At 62.9% G+C, this 22,615-nt stretch carries 21 protein-coding genes and 1 tRNA gene; 11 read left to right on the top strand and 11 right to left on the bottom strand.

The genetic code is table 11. The annotated features are described in order from the left end of the window. Nucleotides 1-4 precede the first annotated feature (4 nt). The 9 genes from OHD58_RS16785 to OHD58_RS16745 form a co-directional block, all read right to left on the bottom strand. Complete coding sequence (locus OHD58_RS16785) at nucleotides 5-697, bottom strand: response regulator transcription factor (protein WP_263804560.1); 693 nt, start codon at nucleotides 695-697, stop codon at nucleotides 5-7. Continuing rightward, complete coding sequence (locus tag OHD58_RS16780; RefSeq protein ID WP_263804559.1) at nucleotides 694-3,393, bottom strand: sensor histidine kinase; 2,700 nt, start codon at nucleotides 3,391-3,393, stop codon at nucleotides 694-696. Before OHD58_RS16780 ends, OHD58_RS16785 begins: the two co-directional genes overlap by 4 nt. Nucleotides 3,394-3,486: 93 nt before the next feature. After that, nucleotides 3,487-4,089 carry a K(+)-transporting ATPase subunit C gene (locus tag OHD58_RS16775; RefSeq protein ID WP_263804558.1) on the bottom strand — a complete coding sequence of 201 codons (603 nt, stop codon included), beginning with the start codon at nucleotides 4,087-4,089 and terminating at the stop codon, nucleotides 3,487-3,489. An 11-nt stretch (nucleotides 4,090-4,100) separates the two neighbouring features. Continuing rightward, nucleotides 4,101-6,200, bottom strand: a complete 2,100-nt coding sequence (gene kdpB, locus OHD58_RS16770; RefSeq protein WP_263804557.1) for a potassium-transporting ATPase subunit KdpB — start codon at nucleotides 6,198-6,200, stop codon at nucleotides 4,101-4,103. Continuing rightward, nucleotides 6,197-6,397 (bottom strand): hypothetical protein, encoded by a 201-nt coding sequence (locus OHD58_RS16765; RefSeq protein WP_263804556.1) that lies wholly within the window; start codon nucleotides 6,395-6,397, stop codon nucleotides 6,197-6,199. The genes kdpB and OHD58_RS16765 overlap by 4 nt, the downstream gene beginning before the upstream one ends. Nucleotides 6,398-6,405: 8 nt before the next feature. Then, the gene (kdpA, locus tag OHD58_RS16760; RefSeq protein ID WP_263804555.1) at nucleotides 6,406-8,109 is read right to left on the bottom strand and encodes a potassium-transporting ATPase subunit KdpA; all 1,704 of its coding nucleotides are present in this window, start codon (nucleotides 8,107-8,109) and stop codon (nucleotides 6,406-6,408) included. Between the two features lie 33 nt (nucleotides 8,110-8,142). Then, on the bottom strand, nucleotides 8,143-8,232 hold the full coding sequence (gene kdpF / locus OHD58_RS16755) for a K(+)-transporting ATPase subunit F (protein WP_263804554.1): 90 nt from the start codon (nucleotides 8,230-8,232) through the stop codon (nucleotides 8,143-8,145). A 317-nt stretch (nucleotides 8,233-8,549) separates the two neighbouring features. Then, a complete protein-coding gene (locus tag OHD58_RS16750; protein ID WP_263804553.1) occupies nucleotides 8,550-8,753 on the bottom strand; it encodes a hypothetical protein in 204 nt (67 codons plus the stop codon). A 963-nt stretch (nucleotides 8,754-9,716) separates the two neighbouring features. Continuing rightward, nucleotides 9,717-9,806 (bottom strand) — tRNA-Ser (locus tag OHD58_RS16745). A 9-nt stretch (nucleotides 9,807-9,815) separates the two neighbouring features. Between OHD58_RS16745 and OHD58_RS16740 the strand changes: the two genes are divergently transcribed. From OHD58_RS16740 to OHD58_RS16720, 5 genes are all read left to right on the top strand, one after another. Beyond that, nucleotides 9,816-10,319: a hypothetical protein gene (locus tag OHD58_RS16740; protein WP_263804552.1), complete on the top strand. Its 504-nt coding sequence runs from the start codon at nucleotides 9,816-9,818 to the stop codon at nucleotides 10,317-10,319. A 216-nt stretch (nucleotides 10,320-10,535) separates the two neighbouring features. After that, nucleotides 10,536-11,762 carry a septal ring lytic transglycosylase RlpA family protein gene (locus OHD58_RS16735; protein WP_263804551.1) on the top strand — a complete coding sequence of 409 codons (1,227 nt, stop codon included), beginning with the start codon at nucleotides 10,536-10,538 and terminating at the stop codon, nucleotides 11,760-11,762. A 155-nt stretch (nucleotides 11,763-11,917) separates the two neighbouring features. Beyond that, complete coding sequence (locus tag OHD58_RS16730; protein WP_263804700.1) at nucleotides 11,918-13,033, top strand: D-alanyl-D-alanine carboxypeptidase family protein; 1,116 nt, start codon at nucleotides 11,918-11,920, stop codon at nucleotides 13,031-13,033. Between the two features lie 105 nt (nucleotides 13,034-13,138). Beyond that, the gene (gene tmk / locus OHD58_RS16725; RefSeq protein WP_263804550.1) at nucleotides 13,139-13,807 is read left to right on the top strand and encodes a dTMP kinase; all 669 of its coding nucleotides are present in this window, start codon (nucleotides 13,139-13,141) and stop codon (nucleotides 13,805-13,807) included. Beyond that, nucleotides 13,804-14,859: a DNA polymerase III subunit delta' gene (locus OHD58_RS16720; protein WP_263804699.1), complete on the top strand. Its 1,056-nt coding sequence runs from the start codon at nucleotides 13,804-13,806 to the stop codon at nucleotides 14,857-14,859. The genes tmk and OHD58_RS16720 overlap by 4 nt, the downstream gene beginning before the upstream one ends. Nucleotides 14,860-14,985: 126 nt before the next feature. Here OHD58_RS16720 and OHD58_RS16715 read toward each other — a convergent pair whose 3' ends face one another. Further along, complete coding sequence (locus OHD58_RS16715) at nucleotides 14,986-15,459, bottom strand: VOC family protein (protein ID WP_263804698.1); 474 nt, start codon at nucleotides 15,457-15,459, stop codon at nucleotides 14,986-14,988. Nucleotides 15,460-15,780: 321 nt separating this feature from the next. Here OHD58_RS16715 and metG point away from each other — a divergent pair, with 321 nt between their 5' ends. The 4 genes from metG to OHD58_RS16695 are packed head-to-tail and all read left to right on the top strand — an operon-like array spanning nucleotide 15,781 to nucleotide 19,446. After that, nucleotides 15,781-17,328 (top strand): methionine--tRNA ligase, encoded by a 1,548-nt coding sequence (gene metG, locus OHD58_RS16710; protein ID WP_263804549.1) that lies wholly within the window; start codon nucleotides 15,781-15,783, stop codon nucleotides 17,326-17,328. A gap of 15 nt (nucleotides 17,329-17,343) precedes the next feature. Further along, nucleotides 17,344-18,138, top strand: a complete 795-nt coding sequence (locus tag OHD58_RS16705) for a TatD family hydrolase (RefSeq protein WP_263804548.1) — start codon at nucleotides 17,344-17,346, stop codon at nucleotides 18,136-18,138. 3 nt (nucleotides 18,139-18,141) lie between these two features. After that, a complete protein-coding gene (locus OHD58_RS16700) occupies nucleotides 18,142-18,960 on the top strand; it encodes an MBL fold metallo-hydrolase (RefSeq protein ID WP_263804547.1) in 819 nt (272 codons plus the stop codon). Nucleotides 18,961-18,975: 15 nt separating this feature from the next. Continuing rightward, complete coding sequence (locus tag OHD58_RS16695) at nucleotides 18,976-19,446, top strand: YbaK/EbsC family protein (RefSeq protein ID WP_263804546.1); 471 nt, start codon at nucleotides 18,976-18,978, stop codon at nucleotides 19,444-19,446. A gap of 130 nt (nucleotides 19,447-19,576) precedes the next feature. Here OHD58_RS16695 and OHD58_RS16690 read toward each other — a convergent pair whose 3' ends face one another. Next, on the bottom strand, nucleotides 19,577-21,100 hold the full coding sequence (locus OHD58_RS16690) for a winged helix-turn-helix domain-containing tetratricopeptide repeat protein (protein ID WP_263804545.1): 1,524 nt from the start codon (nucleotides 21,098-21,100) through the stop codon (nucleotides 19,577-19,579). Nucleotides 21,101-21,373: 273 nt separating this feature from the next. On the opposite strand from OHD58_RS16690, the gene OHD58_RS16685 reads away from it, so the two are divergent. Together OHD58_RS16685 and OHD58_RS16680 are read left to right on the top strand one after the other, a co-directional pair. Further along, the gene (locus OHD58_RS16685) at nucleotides 21,374-22,024 is read left to right on the top strand and encodes an MBL fold metallo-hydrolase (protein WP_263804544.1); all 651 of its coding nucleotides are present in this window, start codon (nucleotides 21,374-21,376) and stop codon (nucleotides 22,022-22,024) included. A 4-nt stretch (nucleotides 22,025-22,028) separates the two neighbouring features. Then, entirely contained in the window at nucleotides 22,029-22,562 is a 534-nt protein-coding gene (locus OHD58_RS16680; RefSeq protein ID WP_263804543.1) for a dihydrofolate reductase family protein, read from the top strand. Nucleotides 22,563-22,615: the final 53 nt, after the last annotated feature.

Here is a 22,615-nt window from a genome sequence, read left to right as displayed (position 1 = left end):
CCGATCAGTTGCCTTCGCTGAGCCGGTAGCCGACGCCCGTCTCGGTCTTGATATAACGCGGCTGTTCGGGGTTCGGCTCGATCTTCTGGCGCAACTGCCGCACATAGACGCGCAGATACTGCACGTCATAGGCGTCGCCCCACACCTGCTTGAGCAGGTAGTTGTGGGTCAGCACCTTGCCGGCGTGCTGCACCATCACTCGCAATATGTCGTATTCCTTCGGCGACAGCTTTTTCTCCTCGTCGCCGACCTTGACGATGCGCCTGACCAGGTCGACCGACAATTCTCCGGTGTGGAACACCGGCTTTTCGCCCTGCTGCTGCAGCCGGTGCCGAATTGCGACGCGGATGCGGGCAAGCAGTTCATTCACGCCGAACGGTTTTGTCACATAATCGTCGGCGCCGAGTTGGAGCGCGTCCACGATGCCTGCCTCGTCGGTGCGGCTGGACAGGATGATCACCGGCACGAGATTGTTTTCGTCCCGCCAGCGCCTCAGCAAGTCGTGGCCCTGGATGTCCGGCAGGCCGAGGTCGAGGATCACCAGATCAGGCGCGCTGTCGGCCATGCGCTCCAGTGCCGTCTTGCCGTTGGTCGCCTCGATTGCCGTATAGCCTTGCGTCGTCAAACCGACGCGCAACAGCTTGCGGATCGGCGGTTCGTCGTCGACGATCAATATCCTGACGGGAGGAGCGCTCACAGCGGGACGGCCTTTCTGTCTGCTTCGCCAGGAAAAAACGGCATCCTGATCGTGAACACCGCGCCGGTGCGGTCGGTGCGGTTGCCGGCGGTGATCGTGCCGCCCATCGCCTCCACGAAACCGCGGCATATGGCAAGCCCAAGCCCGGTGCCGGCGCGCACGCTGTCGCCCTTCTGGGCGCGGGTGAACTTGCCGAAGATACGCTCCAGGTCCTCGCTGGCGATACCTTGTCCTTCGTCGAGTATCTGCAAGGTCACGGCTCCATCGTCGGCGAACGCCTGGACGCGGATGCGCGATTGCGGCTCGGAATATTTGCCCGCATTGTCGAACAGGTTGAACAGCACCTGCTCGAAGAGCACGGGGTCGACCCGGATCAGCGGCAGGTTTTTCGGCAGGTCCACGTCGACCTGGTGCGACGCCAGGATTTTCCTGGCGCGCGACAGGGCGGTGCCGACAATTTCATTGACCTCGAGCATGCCAAAATTCGGCTCGATCGCACCGGATTCGAGCCTTGTCATGTCGAGCAGGTTGGCGATGAAGCGGTTCAGCCGCTCGGATTCATCCTGGATGGTCGCCAGCAGGTCTTCCTTGGCGGCGTCGTCCAGTTCTTTTGGAAATTCCTTCAGAGTTCCCGCCGCACCCATGATCGAGGCGAGGGGGGTTTTCAGATCGTGTGATATGGAGGTCAACAGCGCCGAACGGAGCCGGTCGGCTTCGACCGCAAGCTTGGCGTTGTCGAGATCTTCGACCAAGTTCACGCGTTCGATGGCAAGGGCTGCCTGATCAGTGAGCGCATCCATCAGGCGCCGCCGTTCCGGAGTCAGCAACGGCCCCTGCCGGTCATCGTCGATGCCGACCACGCCGATCGCGCCGCGCGCCGTCCGCACCGGCAGGAACAGCCGTTTGGCGCCCGGCAAGGTATCGGCGCCGCGCCCCGCCGGCCGGTCGTTTTCCCAGGCCCATTTCGCCGCCGCGATATCGGCCTGGTCGAGCGTATCTTCAGGCGGATAGCCCGCCTTGACGGTGATCGTACCGTCTTGCGGCAGGAGCAGAACGACACGCACTTTCAGCATCGACGCGATCTGGAAGGCGGTGGCCCACAGGACGTCATCAAGCGTCGCCGTGCCGGCAAGCTTCTTCGAAAAGAGATAGAGATCTTCGGTCATACGGGCGCGCTGCCTTGCCGCAACCGCCTGTCCGCGCACGCGCGCCGTCAGGTTGCTGGCAATGCCCGCGACGATGAGGAAGAAAACGAAAGTGACGACGCTTTCGGCGCTTCCCAGCGTCAGCGTGTAAAGCGGCGGCAGGAAGAAGAAGTTGAAGGCCAGCGCGCTGACGATGGAGGTGAAGATCGCCGGCGCCAGTCCGTACCAAAGCGCGCTGGTCAGCACGCCCATCAGGAAGACGATGCCGATGTTGTCGACATCGAGGAATTGCCGCAGCAGCAGCGCGCAACCAAGGGCCACCGCGGTTATAGCCACGCAGGCGATGTAGGGCTTCGGCGAAAATTCGGCTGTACTGCCGAGTTGTATCGAGCCTTTGGGATCGCCCGCTATCTTCTCGCGCCCTGAGACGACATGGACACTGACATCGCCGGCAATGCGGATGAGGTCATGTGTCGCCGAACCTTCCAGCCATTCCCGCCAGCGCGACTTGTCGGACCGGCCGATGACGATGTGGGTGACATTGCGTTCGCGCGCATATCGCATGGCCTCGTCGGCAACGCTGCGGCCTGGCAACGTTGCCGTTTCGGCACCCAGGGTTTCAGCAAGGCGCATGGACATGGCGATCCTGTCGCGCTCCGCTTCGGAAAGCCGCGATGACCTGGTGGTCTCGACGGTCACTACCGACCATGGCGCACGCATGCGTTCGGCAAGCCGCCTGCCGTAACGAACCAGCGCCAGCGACCGCGGCGCTTCGTCGACGCAGACAAGAACACGATCGCCGGCCGCCCATGGGCCGGAGATCGCATGTTCCTGCATGTGGCTGACCAACTGGTCGTCGACGCGCTGTGCGGTGCGCCGCAGCGCAAGCTCGCGAAGCGCGGTCAGGTTGCCGGGGGAAAAGTAATTCTCGATGGCGCTTTTAGCGGTGCGCGGCAGATAGACCTTGCCCTGCTTCAGCCGCTCGATCAGGTCGCCGGGCGTCAGGTCGATGACCTCGATGTCATCGGCACGGTCGATGATGGAATCCGGCACCGTCTCGCGCACCCGTATCCGGGTTATCTGGGCGACGATGTCGTTCAGGCTTTCGACGTGCTGGATGTTGACGGTCGTGTACACGTCGATGCCGGCCGCCAGCAATTCCTCGATATCGAGATAGCGCTTCGGGTGCCGACTGCCGGCTGCGTTGGTGTGCGCGAGCTCGTCGACCAGCACCAGCTCCGGCCGGCGCTTCAGAATGCCGTCGAGGTCCATCTCGTCGAGCGCGCGGCCCTTGTAGGCGATCGAGACCCGCGGAATGGTCTCCAGACCCTGGACAAGCGCTTCCGTTTCCCTGCGTCCATGCGTTTCGACGATGCCGATGACCACATCGACGCCTTCGGCCTTGCGGGCGCGGCCGGCAAGCAGCATTTCGTAGGTTTTTCCGACGCCGGGTGCCGCACCCAGAAAGATGCGCAGCCTGCCGCGCACTTCGCGTTCCGCGGTTTCCAGAAGGGCGTCCGGAGAGGGACGCCTGTCGGCTTCATCGGCCATCAAAGCGACTCAGGGCCTCCGGGCAATGTCCACCTCATTGGTTGTGCAAAGCCGCCCCGGCGTCAACCGGAGCGGCTTTGGACGGGTGCCGCACTATCGTGCGGCCGCGTCGAGCGCGCGGTTCAGGGCAAGCACATTGACCATCGGTTCGCCGAGAACGCCCAGGAGCCGCCCGTCCGTATGCTCTTGGACCAGCGTGCGTATCTGGTCCTCGGCAACACCGCGGGCTTTCGCTACGCGTGGTACCTGGAAAAGTGCCGCGTCCGGCGAAATGTGCGGGTCGAGGCCGCTGCCGGTCGAGGTGACGAGGTCGATCGGCACCGGCTGCGATGGATTTTCCGCCTTCAGCTTCTCAACATCGGCCTTGACGCGTTCGATGAGCGCGGCGTTGCCGGGACCGGCGTTCGAGCCCATCGAATTCACGGCGTTGTAGGGAACCGTGGTGGTCTTCGACGGATCGGCCGGGTCGGGACCGAGCGTCACCGAAGGCCGGCCGTGGAAATAACGCTCGGTTGTGAAGTTCTGGCCGATCAGTTCGGAGCCGACGACGGTGCCGTTCTCGACGATCAGGCTGCCGTTGGCCTGGTGCGGGAACAAGGCGCCGGCGATGCCGGTCATCGCCAGCGGGTAGGCAAGGCCGGTGATCGCCGTCAGCGCGACGATCATGACGAGGGCGGGGCGAAGTTGTTTCAACATTGTCTTCTTCCTTAAGCGAGGCCGAGGCCGGAGACGATCATATCGATCGCCTTGATGCCGGCGAACGGCACCAGAATGCCGCCAAGGCCATAGATGAGAAGGTTGCGCCGGAGCAGGGCCGCCGCACCGACGGCGCGGTATTTGACGCCGCGCAGCGCCAGCGGGATCAGCGCGATGATGATCAGCGCGTTGAAGATGATGGCCGACAGGATCGCCGACTGCGGCGTCGACAGGCCCATGATGTTCAGCACCTGCAATTGCGGGTAGAACGCCACGAACATCGCCGGAATGATGGCGAAATATTTTGCGATGTCGTTGGCGATAGAGAAGGTGGTCAGCGCACCGCGCGTCATCAAGAGCTGCTTGCCGATCTCGACGATCTCGATCAGCTTGGTCGGGTCGCTGTCGAGATCGACCATGTTGCCGGCCTCGCGGGCGGCCACCGTGCCGGTGTTCATGGCAACGCCGACGTCCGCCTGCGCCAGGGCAGGGGCGTCGTTGGTGCCGTCGCCGCACATGGCGACCAGCTTGCCCTTGGTCTGTTCTTCCCGGATCAGCGACAGCTTGTTCTCGGGCGTTGCCTCGGCCAGGAAATCGTCGACGCCGGCTTCCGCCGCGATCGCCGCAGCCGTCATCGGGTTGTCGCCGGTGATCATCACCGTGCGGATGCCCATGCGGCGCAGTTCGGCGAAACGTTCGCGGATGCCGCCCTTGACGATGTCCTTCAGGTAAACGATGCCGAGCAGGCGGCCATCGCGCGAAACGGCGAGCGGCGTGCCGCCGACCTTGGCGATCTCGTCGGCTATGGCGCGGATTTCACGAACGCTGTCGGTCGAGGCCTGCGTCTTGACGGCCGTCGCCGCGCCGCTTGCCACCGCTACCGTCGGGTTGGCCCCGACATGGGCAAGAATCGCATCAACCGCCCCCTTGCGGATCGAGCTGCCATCGACATCGACGCCGCTCATGCGTGTCTGCGCAGTGAACGGCACGAAAGTCGCGTGCAGCGAACGCATGTCGCGTTCGCGGATGCGATACTTTTCCTTGGCCAGCACGACGATCGAGCGGCCTTCCGGCGTCTCGTCGGCCAGCGACGCAAGCTGGGCGGCATCGGCCAGCTCCTGCTCGGTGACGCCCTTGATCGGCCGGAATTCGCTCGCCTGGCGGTTGCCGAGCGTGATGGTGCCGGTCTTGTCAAGCAGCAGCGTATCGACGTCGCCCGCGGCCTCGACGGCACGGCCGGACATCGCCAGCACATTGAAGCGCACCAGCCGATCCATGCCGGCGATGCCGATCGCCGACAGCAGTGCGCCGATGGTGGTCGGGATGAGCGTCACGAACAGTGCGACCAGGACTACGATCGGGATCGAGCCGCCCGCATAGCTGGCAAAGCTCGGGATCGTCGCGACGGCGAGCACGAAGATCAGTGTCATGCCGGCAAGCAGGATGTTGAGCGCGATCTCGTTGGGCGTCTTCTTGCGCTGCGCACCTTCGACCAGGCCGATCATGCGGTCGAGGAAGGTCGAGCCGGCGGCAGCGGTAATGCGCACGCGGATCCAGTCGGAGAGCACCTGCGTTCCGCCGGTGACGGCCGAGCGGTCGCCGCCGCTTTCGCGGATGACCGGCGCGGATTCGCCGGTGATCGCCGCTTCGTTGACGGAGGCGACGCCCTCCACCACTTCGCCGTCGGAGGGGATGATGTCGCCGGCTTCGACGACTACGACGTCTCCGACCTTCAGGCTGGTGCCGGGCACGATCTCGTAGCTCGACTTTCCATCGGGCGCGAGCAACTTCGCGGTGGTTTCGGTGCGGGTGCGCCGCAGTGCATCGGCCTGCGCTTTGCCGCGCCCTTCGGCGACCGCCTCGGCGAAATTGGCGAACAGCACGGTGAACCACAGCCAAATGATGATCTGCAGGGTGAAGCCGTATTCGGCGCCACTGCCCAGCACCGCGTCCTTGATGAACAGGACAGTGGTCAGCGCGGAAACCACCGCGACGACGAACATCACGGGGTTCCTGGCGAGCGAGCGCGGATCCAGCTTGGTGAACGAAGCGCCGATCGCGGGAAAAATGATGCCGGCATCCATGATGCTGGCGGATTCGACTTTGCTCATTGGAGTAGTCCCGGGTTTTCGATCTGCATGGCAGAAGCGAGATAAGAGGCGCCCTCGACGAAGAGGACGAGTATGGCGACGACGATCATCATGACGAGGATGACGTCGGAGACGGCAAACTGTGGCTGCCGCTCCCGCGCCTTGTCGGCGCGGGGATGAAGCAGATGGCGCAGGCTGCTCAACGGATGCGGTGACATCTCACACCTCAGAACGTCTGGCCGGACAGGATGGCGAGATGTTCGGCGATCGGGCCGAGCGCCAGCGCCGGCAGGAAAGTGAGGCCGCCGACGATCAGGATGACGCCGACCAGCAAGCCAACGAACAGGCCGCCATTGGTGGGGAAGGTGCCTGCCGAAGCCGGAACCGTCTTCTTGGCCGCCAGGGAGCCTGCGATGGCCAGCGCCGGGACTATCACCAGGAAGCGGCCCATCAGCATCGCGATGCCGAGGGTCAAATTGTACCAGGGTGTGTTGCCCGTCAGACCGCCGAAGGCGGAGCCGTTGTTGGCCGTCGCCGAGGTGTAGGCGTAGAGGATCTCCGAGAACCCGTGCGGTCCCTGGTTGGCGATGGAGGCGACCGACGACGGCATCACCACGGCGATTGCCGTGAAGCCGAGCATGGCAAGCGGCAGGCAGAGGATGGCGAGCATCGCCATCTTGACCTCCTTGGCCTCGATCTTCTTGCCGAGGTATTCCGGCGTGCGGCCAACCATCAGGCCGGAAACGAAGATGGCGATGATGACAAAGAGAAGGATGCCATAGAGGCCGGCGCCGACGCCGCCGATAATCACTTCGCCGAGTTCCATGTTGATCAACGGGATCATGCCGCCGAGCGCGGTGAACGAATCATGCATGGCGTTGACCGCGCCGCATGATGCGGCGGTGGTGACGACGGCGAACAGCGCCGAAAGCGCGATACCGAAGCGTACTTCCTTGCCTTCCATGTTGCCGCCCTCGAGTCCGAGCGCATGCATCAGCGGATTGCCGGAAGCCTCGGCCCAGTAGGTGAAGAACACGCCGGCGAGGAACAGTACGCCCATCGCGGCGAAGATCGCCCAGCCTTGCTTCTGGTCGCCGATCATGCGGCCAAAGACATTGGTGAATGCCGCGCCTATGGCGAAGATCGAGACCATCTGGATCAAATTGGCCAAGGCATCCGGATTTTCGAACGGATGCGCCGAGTTGGCGTTGAAGAAGCCGCCGCCATTGGTGCCGAGCATTTTGATCGCGAGTTGTGAGGCGGCTGGGCCGACGGCGATGGTCTGCTTGCCGCCTTCGAGCGTGGTCGCATCGACATAGGCGCCAAGTGTCTGCGGCACGCCGAGGAAGACATAGACCAGCGCCAGCACGATGCAGATCGGCAGAAGCACGTAGAGCGTGGAGCGGGTCAGGTCGACCCAGAAATTGCCGACCGTCTTTGCCGACGCGCGGGCAAATCCGCGGATCAGCGCAACGGCCAGCGCCATGCCGGTGGCGGCGGAGACGAAATTCTGCACCGTCAGGCCGGCCATCTGCACGAGATAGGACATCGTGCTTTCGCCGCCGTAGTTCTGCCAGTTGGTGTTGGTGACGAAGCTGACCGCTGTGTTGAACGAAAGTTCTTGCGGAACCGCCGCCATGCCGGCGGGATTGAAGGGCAACCCAGCCTGGAGACGCTGCAGCAGATAAAGGATCAGGAAACCCAGCACGTTGAAGGCCAGCATGGCGCCGACATAGGTCGTCCAGTGCTGCTCCTCACGCTCGCCGGTGCCCGCCGCGCGATAAAGCAGGCGTTCGAAGGGAGCGAGCAGCAGGGATAAAAAAGTGCGCTCGCCATTGTAGACGCGCGTCATGTAACCGCCGAGCGGTTTCACGAGAAGTACGATGATCCCGCAGAAAATGAGGATCTGGATCCAGCCGTTGAGGGTCATGGCTTGTCAGCTTTCGAAATCGAAGGGGGCGCGTCAGAAACGTTCGGGACGGATCAGCGCGTAGACGAGATAGGCAAGGAGCAGGACGGTGACGCCCCCTGCCAGAATGTAGTCGATCAGCATTTTCCGGTTCCTAGAGATGATCGCAGGCGGACGTGTAGGCAAAGAAGAGTGCGAACGAGACGACGCCGACCGCGATGAGGATGATGTCCAGCATGGTTTGACCTTCAGGGCGCGCGCTCGGATACGGCGCGCACGATGTTCACATTGCGAAGGCTGGCCAGCACACGGGCGCTGGCCGAGCTTCGTCGATACGGAGGGGAATCTCGTTGGAACCGCATTAAGTTTCGAGACGCGCGGCGCGGCGACTTTATAAAAATCCTATAAAGACCCGGCGGGCGAGGGAGCTTTACAGGCGGCTCACGAAGGGAGGGGCCGGATCAGAACGCCAGCGCGGCGAGGATACCTGCGGCGGCCACCGCGACGCCAACGACAAGAAATACCCCGGACAGGAAATCGAGCGCAGCCGCTCTGCCGGGTTTAGGGGCGGCCTTGGCCTGCGCCCGTGCACGCGCACGCCTGGCAGCAGCGGCCTGCGCGCGCTCCTGCTGTTTCAGCATCTGTTCGAAATGGCTGGTGGCCATGACTTCCCTCTTATGGCCTGCCCATCATCGCCACATTCGCGAAAATCGGGCAGGGGAGGAAGCTAGCCACCGCGGCATAAAGGTTCGAGACGGCGCCGCCCCGAAAGATATCAAGATTGCATGGGTGCACGGTCATGCTCGAGAGCATGGCCGACTGGCCCGCATTCAACGCGGTGGTACGTGACCTTCTTCAAGCAATGCCGCTACCCCGCCCGCAGCGCGTTCGGCTCGTCAGATCTGGCTCTCGGCGCGAGAGCCGAAGTCGAGTGCATCGCCTGGCCGTTTGCAAGAATCCTGGGGCCTGATTGCTGCGCGTGATCTCAACAGCAGGACGCCCGCTGCTCGGTGACGGGCGGCTGTTTGCGCGTCAGGTGGTCAGCCAGACAACGCTTATGAAAAGACCCGCTGCGACAAAAAGAGCTGCAAACGCCAGTCTGGCTGCCGTCTCGTCACCGGGAAGTCTCTCGAAATGGTTCATGACACATCTCCATCAACGAGCGATATCTACCCTCGCTGGTCTAAGAGGAATGTGATCTTTCCCACATGGTTCCGAAGAATTTTGGCTTCTTGCGCTGGTTGCATTCGACGATGTTGTTCGGCGTCGTGGTGCACTCTGACGTTGTCTGGCGACCAGGTAAGGACTGACTCAGCATGCGATCGAGTCGCCTCGCCGCTACCCTGTTAGACCCAGGCCATCGTAGCGAGAGAAAACAGACTAAACCCGGCAGCGAAGGATATGACCAGAGCAGTCATGAGCGAGAAGCGTTGCATCGGGAGCCCCCTGTCGGCAGCATACAACCATCACGGGTGCGACACGAGCGTGACTCGATGGCGCGCTCGGCAGTGTTCGAACATCCCTTGGGCATCAAGGAACCGTAAAAGTGGCCGGGCTTTCATCCCTGTGCGCAATTTTGTACGGGTCAATCAGAAATCTGAAAATAATCCAAGCATTTCAATGATATATGGCGGAGGGAGTGGGATTCGAACCCACGGTGGACTCGCGCCCACGCCGGTTTTCAAGACCGGTGCCTTAAACCGCTCGGCCATCCCTCCGGCTCGCGGTTGGCGCTCTATGCGCGAACAGGTCATATTTTTCAAGCTCATCCTCAATTTGAAACCAACACGGTGGCACCTTCGTTACCCCCTTATCCGCATCGCGATGAGGGACGACGAATGCCTGGAGTTCTATTGAGATCGATCGCTGTCGCTGCTCTTCTGATTGCCGGCCTCGCGCCTGTGATGGCGCAACAGCTGTCGGGCGAAGAGATCAAGGCGCTTATATCCGGCAAACGAGTTTATCTTTCAACCCCTTACGGGCTGGAGTTCCCGTTGCGCTATCGCGCCAACGGCGAGGTCAACGGCGATGCTTCCGGCTTCAAGTTGGCCGGCATGTTCGCGCCCAAGGAGACTGGGAAATGGTGGGTGGAAGGGGAAAAGCTCTGCCAGAAATGGCCGAGTTGGTACAACGGCAAGACGTTGTGCTTCTCGGTACGGCAGACTGGAAGGGCCTCGATTTCGTGGATGCGCGACGACGGCTTGTCCGGCACAGCGCGCATCGAAGGATAACTGCGCCGGTCCTTGGCCGCTTGCACACAGGCGCTTCCCCATCGCGCCACAATCTTGCCGGTTTCCGGACATAATCGATTAACAGGCTCGTAAACAATTCCTGCGCACAAGGCTGGTTGGGTTTTGGGTGCAGGAAGGTGTGTGTGTGCATCGCGTTGTGAGTGCGCGCATATTCGTTGACGATGCCCGAATGCGAAGTCCGGGGACAATCCACGCATGATATTCTTGACGCAGCCGCGTCTCCGTCGCGCATCGACAGTCGCCATCATGGCCATCTCGGCCGCGTTCCTTGCTGCCTGCACTTCTTCGTCGCCAAAGGTGGCCGTGCAGGAAAAGAAGCGCTCCAAGGAATATTTTTCGGAAGCGGCCTATGGCGTGAAGGCAAGCCCACGCGTCACCAACAAACGTTCGCGGCTTCAGCGCGGCGGTGGCCGCGACCAGGTCGGCAAACCTTACAAGGTCGCCGGCAAGTGGTACTATCCGAAAGAAGACAAGAATTATCGCAAGCTCGGCTCGGCGTCCTGGTATGGCGATGCGTTTCACGGCAGGCTGACCGCCAACGGCGAAATCTACGACATGACGCATCTGACCGCGGCGCACCCGACCATGCCGCTGCCGAGTTATGCGCGCGTCACCAACACCAAGAACGGCAGTTCGATCATTGTTCGCGTCAACGATCGTGGTCCTTATGCCAACGGCCGCATCATCGATCTCTCCAAACGTGCCGCGGAGCTGCTCGACTACACCCATCACGGCACCGCGAAGGTCAAGGTCGAATATGTCGGTCGCGCACCGCTCGACGGCCATGACGACCAGTATCTCATGGCGTCCTATCGGTCCGGCAACCAGGCGCCGGATCCCTCCGATGGCCTGCCCACCGGCGTCATGATCGCCATGAACGGCCCGACGCCGAGCGTAGCCGTCGGACAGACGGCGGTGGCGTTCCCGGGCACCCTGACCGACGCGCCGACCGCAGTGGCGGCGGTAAGCACGATGGGCGCGGGCGGCGATCTGCAGTTGCCCGCATTCGGCCCGATTGCGCCGGAACGGCCATTCGTCGGCGCTCCGGAAACCCAGGTGGCTTTCGCCACCATGTCCTATGCGGATGAGCGGGTATCCAACGCCGCGCGCGCCTTCGCCGCGCTCGAAGGCATGACCGCAACCGACATTGCCGCTTCTTGGAAGCGGCAGAACCCTGCCGCGGCTTTGCAACCTGCTGGCGCCGCCTATGTCTCCGCGGGCTCCTTTGCCTCCGAGCCTGAAGCCCGCGCGATCATCGACGCGCTGTCGGGTTACGGACGCACCGTATTGGAGAAATCGGAAGAAAACGGCGCCGTCTGGTACACGGTCAGCGTCTATCCGGACGGACGCCAAGATATCGACGGCTTGCTCGAGACCGCGTGGAGAAGTGGCGCCCCCGACGCGATGACGATCCGCGATTGATCGTCGCTCGTGGTCCGGCATCCATTCCGCTGCGCGGCTTGTTGCTCCCCCCGGTTTCATGCTGCCAGCCTGGCCTCTCCGGTGCGTGAATCGAGCGGGCAGTGATCTCCACCCTGAGCCTTTTCCGTTTGTGTCGATTGTTCGCTTTCGCGGCGATGCTGCTGGCGGTTGCGCCCGCCCAGGCCCAGTTGTTCGAGACCAAGGCCGGGCAGGCGTTCATGATCGATGCCGACACCGGCACGATCCTGTTTTCGAAGGATCCCGACAAACCCATTCCGCCGGCGTCGCTCGCCAAGCTGATGACGATGGAAGTCGTCTTCAATGCGATCAAGGCCGGCCGGCTGACGCTGGAAGACAAATTCCAGGTCAGCGAAAATGCCTGGCGAACCGGCGGCGCCAGTTCGGGCGGGTCGACCATGTTCGCCGCGCTGAAGTCGACGATCCGCCTCGAAGACCTGATCAAGGGCGTGGTCGTCCAGTCGGCCAACGACGGCTGCATTATCATCGCGGAAGGCATGGCCGGCTCGGAGGAAAATTTCGCGGCGCTGATGACCGAACGCGCCCGCGAGATCGGGCTGACGCAGTCGGTGTTCAAGAATTCCACCGGATTGCCGGCCGAAGGACAGGTGGTGACGGCGCGCGAACTGGTGCAGCTCGCACAACATATCTGGCGCGAATATCCGGAATTCTACAAATTCTACGGGCTGCGCGATTTCACCTGGAACAAGATCACCCAGAGGAACCGCAACCCGCTGCTGACCATGGACATCGGCGCCGACGGCATGAAGACCGGTTTTACCGAAGAATCAGGCTATGCGATCGTCGGTTCCGTCACCCGCGGCGGCAATCGCGTCTTTGTCGCAATGAGCGGCATGAGCAGCGAACGCGAGCGTGCCGAGGAAGCGCGCAAGTTGCTGGAATGGGGCGCCCGTGCCTTCCAGAAGTCGGAGCTCTTCGCCGAGAACGAGGTGGTCGGCGAGGCGCAGGTGTTTGGCGGCGCCAGAGGGGGCGTGCCGCTGAAAGCCAAGGGGCCGGTGGCGATATTCATTCCGATCACCAACAAGGACCGCCTTATCGCCCGCATCGTCTATGAAGGCCCTTTGGCGGCGCCGGTGGAGGAGGGGACCAGGGTCGGAACCCTGCGGGTCTGGATCGGCGACACGCTCAGCCAGGAAACGCCGCTGTTTGCGGCCGAAAGCGTCGGCGTCGGGTCGCTGCACCAGCGCGCATGGGACGCCGTCGGAGAATTGCTGGTCGGCTGGCTGCGCTAGCCTGATACCCCTATATATCCGGCATGGACCTTTGCCGCTCCGCGGCATAAGACATTGGCGTCTTCCAGGTCTGCGAAGACGGGAAACAGCCACGGGAAGGCCGGTTTGGCGCGCGGATTTTTCATAACGTTCGAAGGCGGGGAAGGGGCCGGAAAATCGACCCAGATCGCCCGCCTGGCGAACAAGCTGCGCGGCCGTGATTTCGACGTCGTGGTGACGCGCGAACCCGGCGGTTCGCCGGGTGCCGAGGCGGTGCGCCACGTGCTTCTGTCGGGTGCGGCAGAGCCGTTCGGCCCAAAAATGGAAGCCATCCTGTTTGCCGCCGCGCGCTCCGATCATGTCGAACAGGTCATCCGGCCGGCGGTAGAGCGCGGCGCCGTGGTGCTGTGCGACCGCTTCCTCGATTCGTCCCGCGTCTATCAGGGCGTCACCGGCAACCTCGACGCTGCCTTCATGACGGAGCTGGAGCGCGTCGCGATCAACGGCATGATGCCCGACCTGACGCTCATCCTCGACCTCGATCCCGCCGAGGGACTTCGCCGGGCGACCGCCAGGCGCGGTCTCGACACGCCCGACCGCTATGAGAAGGAAACGCTTGCCGTCCACCGGCGGCGGCGCGAGGCCTATCTGGCAATTGCCCGCAGCGAACCAGAGCGCTGCGTCGTCGTCGACGCGGCGGCAAGCCCGGCTGGCGTCGAGCAGGCGATCGCCGCAGCCGCGTTCGCGGCCATCGAAAAGGCTGGCGTGATGCCGAAGGCGCTGGCAGGCCAATAATGTTCGAACGCCTCGCACCCGAACAGTTCGATACGATCGAAGGAATTCCCGAGCCTGCGGAAAATCCGCGGCTCATAGGTCATACCCAAGCGGCAAGAATGCTGGTGGGCGCCTACAAGGCCGGCAAGCTGCCGCATGCGCTGCTGTTCGCCGGTCCGCAAGGCATCGGCAAGGCGACACTTGCCTTTCATCTCGCGCATCACCTCCTGAAACACCCGTCAGCCGCAAGTGCCTCCGACGAGTTCGCGGAGCCGGACCCTGCCTCGTCGATGTCGCGCCAGATCGCCACCGGCGCCCATCCGTCGGTGCTGCACCTGACCCGCCCGGTCAACGACAAGACCAAGTCTTTCAAGTCGGTGGTGACCGTCGACGAGATCCGCAAGGTCAGCAAGTTTCTGTCAATGACGTCGCACGACGGCAGTTACCGTGTCGTCATTGTCGACCCGGCCGACGACATGAACATCAATGCTGCCAACGCGTTATTGAAAAACCTTGAAGAGCCGCCTTCACGCACTCTGTTCATTCTGATCACCCATTCGATCGGAGGTCTGCTGCCGACGATCCGCTCCCGCTGCCAGACGATCCTGCTGCAGCCGCTGAGCGCCGAGGATCTGCTTGGCGTCCTGCAGGGCTTCGACAGCGGATTGCCGGATGCCGAATCGGAGAGGGCGGCGATCGCCGCCCGCGCCGGCGGCAGCCCGCGCAATGCCATCCTGCTCACCCAATATGGCGGGCTCGAAATCTCCGAGGCGATCGACCGGCTGGCGACCGCGGGATCCCTGGACATCGCCAAGGCGCATCGGCTCGCCGACGCGGTCGCAGCGCGCGACCAGACAATTCAGTTCAGCCTCTTCAACCGGCATGTGCTGGACATCGTCACCGACGCCGCGAGCCAGGCGGCCCGGGCAGGCGACATGGCAAAAGCCAGCCGGCTTTCGGAATTCTGGCAGAACGCCCTGAAGACCATCGACGACGCCGAGACCTACAATCTCGACAAGAAACAGCATGTGCTGGGCGTCATCCACGCGCTCAATGCGGCGATGCGCGGGTAGGGGTTAAGATCGGGCGCTGGGTTCTCGGCCAGCGCCCGCCGCAACCGGCAAACACGCCGGTAGCGCCGCTTGCCAGGCAAGGCGCTGATGCAACGTCCAGCTAGTCCGCCGCTGGACGCGCTCGCGTCAGCCGCGCCGTGCCGCCTCGATCTTGGCGACGTCGATCTTCTGCATCTTCATCATTGCGTCGAAGGCGCGCTTGGCCTCGGCGCCGCCGGCCGCCATCGCCTCCATAAGGACCCGCGGCGTAATCTGCCAGGACACGCCCCATTTGTCCTTGCACCAGCCGCACTCGCTCTCCTTGCCGCCATTGTTGACGATGGCGTTCCAGTAGCGGTCGGTCTCCTCCTGGTCTTCCGTGGAGATCATGAAGGAGAAGGCTTCGCTCTGTTTGAAGTGGGGTCCGCCGTTGAGACCAACACAGGGGATGCCGCAGACCGTGAAATCCACCGTCAGCACGTCGCCCTGCTTACCGTCGGGGTAGTCGCCTGGCGCGCGGAACACCGAGCCGACTGAACTGTTCGGAAAAACTTCGGCGTAGAAGCGCGCGGCTTCCTCGGCGTCCTTGTCGTACCACAGGCAGATCGTGTTCTTGGCAATCTTCGCCATTGCTCGTCCTTTCGTTTGAAGCCGGATTTTCCGGCCTGTTCCCGTCATCTGTAACGGTCTTCGGGCTGCTGGGTTGCCCCGCCTTAATCCATAGACGAACGGCCGGATGCGATTCCGACAAAAAAGTTCAGGATATTTTCTGGCTATTTGACCGACATGTGTTGGATAGGGCACGCAGTCCGTCGTATCGCCCCTCAGGCGGCGAATAACCCCTCCGCCTTCGCCAGCCCGCCACCATTTGTTCGGGATGGCAATCGCCGGCCCGATGCGCTATCTCCGGCGGCTTGCGACGATCTTCAACCGGCTTCATTCATGTCACGCGAAAAATTCTTCATCACCACGCCGATCTTCTACCCGAACGGCAAGCCCCATATCGGCCACGCTTACAATGTGATCGCGACCGACGCGCTGGCGCGATTCCAGCGGCTTGAGGGCAAGGACGTCTTCTTCCTGTCCGGTACCGACGAGCACGGGTTGAAGATGCAGCAGACGGCAGACCAGGAGGGCGTTACTCCACTTGAGCTGGCCGACCGCAATTCGGCGATCTTCCGCGCGATGGAGGAGGCCGTCGGCAGTTCCAATGACGAGTTCATCCGTACAACCGAAGAACGGCACTACAAGGCCTGCCAGGCGATCTGGAAGCGCATGGCGGCCAATGGCGATATCTATCTCGACCGCTACAGCGGCTGGTACTCGGTGCGCCAAGAGGCCTATTTCGACGAGAAGGAAACCACTGTCGGCGAGGACGGCGTGCGCCGCGAGCCGCTCGGCTCGCCGGTCGAATGGAACGAGGAAGAAACCTATTTCTTCCGGCTCTCGGCCTACCAGGACAAGCTTCTGGCGCTCTACGAAGCCAATCCCGGATTCGTAGAGCCAAGCGAACGCCGCAACGAGGTGATCAGCTTCGTCAAATCCGGCCTGAAGGATCTGTCGATCTCGCGTACCACCTTCAACTGGGGCGTACCGGTGCCGGGTGACGACAAGCACGTCATGTATGTCTGGGTCGATGCGCTGACCAACTACATCACCGCGGCCGGTTTTCCGGATACGAGCGGCGACAAGTGGGATTTCTGGCCGGCGACGCACATCATCGGCAAGGATATTTTGCGCTTCCACGCCGTCTACTGGCCGGCGTTCCTGCTGTCGGCCGGCATCGAGCTGCCCAAGCGGGTTTTCGCGCACGGCTTCCTGTTCAACCGCGGTGAAAAAATGTCGAAGTCGGTCGGCAACGTCGTCGATCCCTTCGCCTTGATCGAAGCTTACGGGCTCGACCAGGTACGCTATTTCTTCCTGCGGGAAGTGCCGTTCGGCCAGGACGGCAGCTACAGCCACGATGCGATCGTCAACCGCACCAATGCCGATCTCGCCAACGATCTCGGCAATCTGGCGCAGCGCTCGCTGTCGATGATCGCCAAGAACTGCAACGGCGTGGTGCCGCAGCGCGGGGCGGAAACGGATGCCGACCGCGCCATTCTCGATCAGGCGAGCGCAGCACTTCCGGCGGCCCGCAAGGCAATGGCTGAGCAGGGCATCCATCACGCGCTGGCGGCGATCTTCGGCGTCGTGGCCGAGGCCAACCGTTATTTCGCCGGCCAGGAACCGTGGGCACTGAAAAAGACCGATCCGGCACGCATGGAGGCCGTGCTCTACGCCACTGCGGAAACGATCCGGCGCGTCGCCATCCTCTGCCAGCCCTATATTCCGGGCTCGGCGGCGAAGCTGCTCGATCTGCTGGCGGTCGCCAGGGACAGCCGCGACTTCGCACATCTCGACGCAGCGCACGCGCTGCGCTCCGGCACGCCGCTGCCGGTGCCGGCGCCGGTATTCCCGCGCTATGTCGAGCCGGCGGAACAGGCATAGGCTCGCTTCGAAACAATGCTTGTCGACAGTCACTGCCACCTGGACTTTCCAGATTTTTCGGATGAGCGCGACGCGGTGGTTGCCCGCGCCGTCGCCGCGGGCGTCCGCCGTATGGTCACCATCTCGACCCGGGTGAAGCGCTTCCCGTCGATCCTTGAAATCGCCGAGAGCCATGCAGAAGTCTATTGTTCGGTCGGTACGCATCCGCACAACGCCGCCGAAGAAACAGACGTCACGACCGAGGAACTGGTCCATCTTTCGCAGCATCCCAAGGTGGTGGCGATCGGCGAAGCGGGTCTCGATTATTTCTACGACCGTGCGCCGCGCGATGCGCAGGCGACGGGTTTTCGCCGTCACATCGCGGCCGCGCGCGAAACCGGGCTGCCGCTCGTCATCCATTCGCGCGACGCCGACGCCGACATGGCGGCGATTCTGGAAGACGAAACGGGGAAGGGGGCCTTCCCCTTCATCCTGCATTGCTTTTCGTCCGGCCGCGGCTTGGCGGAAACCGGCGTGAAGCTTGGCGGCTACGTATCCTTCTCCGGCATCCTGACCTTCAAGAAATCGGACGAATTGCGCAAGATCGCAAGGAACGTGCCGCGCGATCGTCTTCTGGTCGAGACCGACGCGCCTTATCTCGCGCCGCAGCCGTTCCGCGGCAAGCGCAACGAACCGGCCTATGTCGCCTATACCGCCATGGTGCTCGCCGAGACGATCGGCGTCGAGGCTGGCGAACTCTCGGCCATCACCACCGACAATTTTTTCCGGCTGTTCAGGAAGATGCCGCGCCCCAACGGCCGGAGCGGTTGACCGGTGGCCGACCGGCTTCGCTTCACTCTGCTCGGCTGTGGCTCATCGCCAGGCACGCCGCGCATCACCGGCGACTGGGGCAATTGCGATCCCGCCAATCCGAAGAACCGGCGCACACGCGCCGCCGCCATGGCCGAACGCATCGCCGGTGACGGCGCCGTAACGCGGGTCGTCATCGACACCGGACCGGATTTTCGTGAACAGATGCTCAGGGCCGAGGTGACGCGTCTCGATGCGGCGATCTACACGCATCCGCACGCCGACCATATTCATGGCATCGACGATCTGCGCGGCTATGTCATCGAGCAGCGTCGGCTGATGGACATTTTTGCCGACAAGCCGACCCTGGAACGTCTCCAGGAAGCCTTCGGCTACTGTTTCGAGACGCCGCCTGGCAGTTCCTATCCACCGATCCTGCGCGCCAATGTCATCGAGCACGCCGCATCGGTGGTGATAAAAGGAGAGGGGGGTGCCCTCACCTTCGAGCCCTTGCCGCAGATCCATGGCGACATCATCTCGCTCGGCTTTCGCATCGGCGGCCTGGCCTACTGCCCCGACATCAGCGACTTCCCTTCGGCAACCGTCGAGCGGCTCGCCGATCTCGATGTGCTGATCATCGACGCGCTGCAATATCGCACGCATCCGAGCCACATCTCGCTCGCCCAGGCGCTGGAATGGATCGACAGGCTGAAGCCGAAACGCGCCATACTGACCCACATGCACGTGCCGCTGGATTACGAGACGGTGATGAAAGAGACGCCGGACCATGTTGAACCGGGCTACGACGGCATGACCATAGAAATTCCTTTTAAATCAGTATGATGGACGAGAAACTTCATGGCTGGCAGCATTGATCGCGTACAACAGGCAGCGGCCAGCGCCGGGCTCGGCATCGAAATTCGGCGCATGGGTGGATCGACACGAACCGCCGAGGAAGCAGCAGTTCAGTGCGGCTGCACGGTAGCGCAGATCATCAAATCGCTGATTTTCCAGGGAGAATCCAGCGGCAGGCTGTTCCTGTTCCTGGTTTCCGGCACCAACCAACTCGATCTGGCCAAGGCTGCGGACCTGGCCGGCGAAACGCTGAAGCGTGCCGATCCGCGCCACATCCGCGACGAGACCGGCTTCGCCATCGGCGGCGTCGCGCCGATCGGCCATCTGATCGACATTCCCGCATTCGCCGACGAGACGCTGCTGCGCTTCGACATAGTCTGGGCTGCCGCTGGCGCGCATGACGCGGTATTTTCGGCAGAGCCTGCGTCATTGATACAGGCAGCGAAAGCTAAGGCAGTGCCGCTGTCGGCGTGAGGGCAGCATCATCTTCGACGCGGGACGGAACACGAAAGCCCCAGGATTTCCCGCATTTCCACACGCACTTCAGTTCCATAATCTATCTTATGCGACTTTTGTGTGTGTCGCCTCAATTGCCGTCGGCGCCTTACTCCGGCAGTCTGGCCTTGCGAAAACCATCAACGAAATGCTCAAGCGTCGTTGCATCGCGGAATGGCTCCGTCGTGGCCCAGTGGCGTATCGTGAAATCCGGGTTGCCGACGAGGAACAGTTCGACCTCGGCGCGCGCTTCTTCGAGCCGGCCGAGTTGAGCCAGGCTTGCAGCCAGGAAACGGCGTGAGCTTGTCCGATAGGTCTCGTCCCTGCGCAGCGTCTCGATGGCGGCTTCGTATTCTCGATGCGCATATTGCGCCTGGCCGAGCGCCAGATAGTACCAGCTTGCCGGAAACGGGTTCAACCGGAACGCCTTCGCGATATGCTCAAGGCCTTCCTCGATCCGCCCGGCCAGGACCGCGATGTCGGACAATGCCGCCCAGGCGTCGGCCTCGTTCGGGTCGAGTTCGATCGCGTGCTCGAATTCCACATCGGCTAAAGCGAAGCTGCGCTCATAGGCCAGCAGGTAAGCCAGGACCCACCGGCAGCCGGCATCGTTGGGATCGATCGCGACAGCTTTGCGCGCCAGCTCCAGGGCAACGCTGCGGTCGGCTTCGGTCGGTCCGCCGGAATGCACCCATCCCATCCAGTGGTTCATGGCAAGCCAGCGGTAGGCTTCGGCATATTCCGGATCGCGCGCGATCGCGCGCGTCAGCATCAGATGCGCTTCCCGCGCCGCCTGTGGCGTGTCATCCATCAGCCTGCGCGCCCGCACGCAGAGATCGTAGGCCTCGAGATTCTTGGGCCGATTGCGCGGCGGCGGTGCGGTGAGCCGGCCGAGCAACGCCTCGACGATCCTGGTCGTCACCTCGTCCTGGACGGCAAATATATCGTCCAGCCCGCGGTCGAAGCGTTCCGCCCACAAGTGGTCGCCATTCACCGCGTCGACCAGTTGTGCATTGATGCGCACGCGTCCTGCAGCGCGCCGTGCGCTGCCCTCCAGCAGGTAGCGCACGCCAAGCTCCTCGGCGATTTCACGCACATTCATCGCCCTGCCCTTGTAGGCGAAGGCCGAGTTGCGCGCGATGACGAACAGGCCGGAGTTTCTTGACAGGTCGGTGATGAGGTCCTCGGTCAACCCGTCCGCGAAGGCGTCCTGCTCGGGATCGTTGCCGACATTGACGAAGGGCAGTACGGCTATCGATGGTTTGTCGGGCAGCGGCAAAGGTCTTTTTCGCTTCGCGCCATCGAGCTGTTCGACGGCGCCTGAGAAGCGGTAGCCGACGCGTGGAACCGTGGCGATCCATTCACCGCCCCCCTCTTCGCCATCGCCGGCCGGACCAAGCAGCTTTCTGAGCTGCGCGATCTGGACGGTGAGATTGCCCTCCTCGATCGCCCTGCCCGGCCATGCTGCGTCCATCAACTCGGCCTTGGCAAGGATTTCGCCCGGCCGTTCGACGAGCGCCGCAAGCAGCTTCAGCCCGCGGTGGCCAACTGCAACGGGATCGTCGTTCCGGAGGAGCACCCCGGCACCCGGATCAAGCACGAACGGACCAAAGGCAAAGCGCGCTCCCTGCATGCGGCGCATCTATAGCCTAGTTGGACGTTTCTGCGAAAGATTTGGGAGAGCGTGACTACGGGCGCGAAAGCGATAAGATCAGTTGATTTAACTTGCAACTGGTTGCATAATGCAATCAGAATTGCGAATGCGCCGTGTGAGGAAAGGGAGATGGAATGGCCAAGCTCGACGGTTACGTCGACCACATGGCGTTTGCGCCCAAGCCCCACGCTCTTTCGCCACTTCATCGGGGACATGCCCGGCAGCGTGCAAAATGTTGACGGAGATGAAAAGATGAACGCCCCCGCCTCAATCACCATCACGCCAATCCTCGTTGCCGACCTGAGCGTCGAGGGCGAGGTGATGCCGGTCTACGTGCACGTCATCGACCATCCCGATGCACGCATACTGGTCGACACCGGCATGACGGAGCTGCACCCGGCGGTGGTCGCCGCCCTCGATCCCCGCCTCTATCCGCTGAGCAAGCAGGATTTCGACCTCGCCGGCATCGACATCGTCGTCAACACGCACTTGCACGCCGACCATTGCGGCGGCAACCACCTCTTCGCCGGCAAGCCGATCTACGTTCAGCGCCGGGAGTTCGACGACGCCCACAGCAACGAGGACGAATACCCCATTCGCGAGTGGGTCGATGCGCCCGGCGTGCGCTACGTGCCGGTCGACGGCGAATTCGAGCTGCTTCCCGGGCTCCGGCTCTTGCCTGCGCCGGGCCACACGGCCGGCATGCAGGTCGTCGTCGTCGAGACGGGCGGGCGGCCGGTCGTCGTCGGCGGCGACGTGGCGGTCTGGCATGGCGAACTCGATGAGCCGACCAGCGAAGGCCAGTTGCTGGTGTGCGCGCTCGATCCCGAACTGGTCTGGCTCGCGCACGAGCACGAGCCGTGGCGACCCCGCGCCGGTCGAGCGGAATTGGGAGGAGAATGAGAGTATGGCAAAGCTCGTGTTCGGAATGAACCAGTCCCTGGATGGCTACGTCGACCATATGGCGTTGCCAGGCCCTAGCCCGACGCTCTTCCGCCACTTCATCGAGGAGGCCGAGCGGCAGGCGGGCAGCATCTATGGCCGCAAGATCTATGAGCTCATGCGCTATTGGGATGATGACCATACCGACTGGGAGCCGGAGGGAGCGGCCTTTGCGGCAGCGTGGCGCAAGCAGCCCAAATGGGTCGTTTCGCGGACGTTGAAGGAGGTCGGCCCCAATGCGACGCTCGTCGCGGGCAATCTCGAGAGCGCGATCCGCGCACTGAAGGCCGAGCGCGACGGGGAGATCGAAGTCGCCGGCCCGGACCTGGCGGGAAGCCTCACCGAACTTGGCCTGATCGATGAGTATCGAATCTATCTCCACCCCGTCGTGCTTGGTCACGGCAATCCATATTTCGCCGGACCCCGGCCGCCGCTCCGTCTTATGACTCATGATCGGATTGGCGAGGATGTGATCAGGTTGACCTACGTTCCTGCCTGATCACGCAACGCGCCCGACGGACTGCGCCGTTGGGCGCCATCATGCTGCGAGAA

This window comes from Mesorhizobium sp. ZC-5 (assembly GCF_025753855.1).
Lineage (GTDB): Bacteria > Pseudomonadota > Alphaproteobacteria > Rhizobiales > Rhizobiaceae > Neomesorhizobium.
Note: the sequence above shows the minus strand (reverse complement) of the source record. Positions and strands in the feature narration are given on the sequence as shown.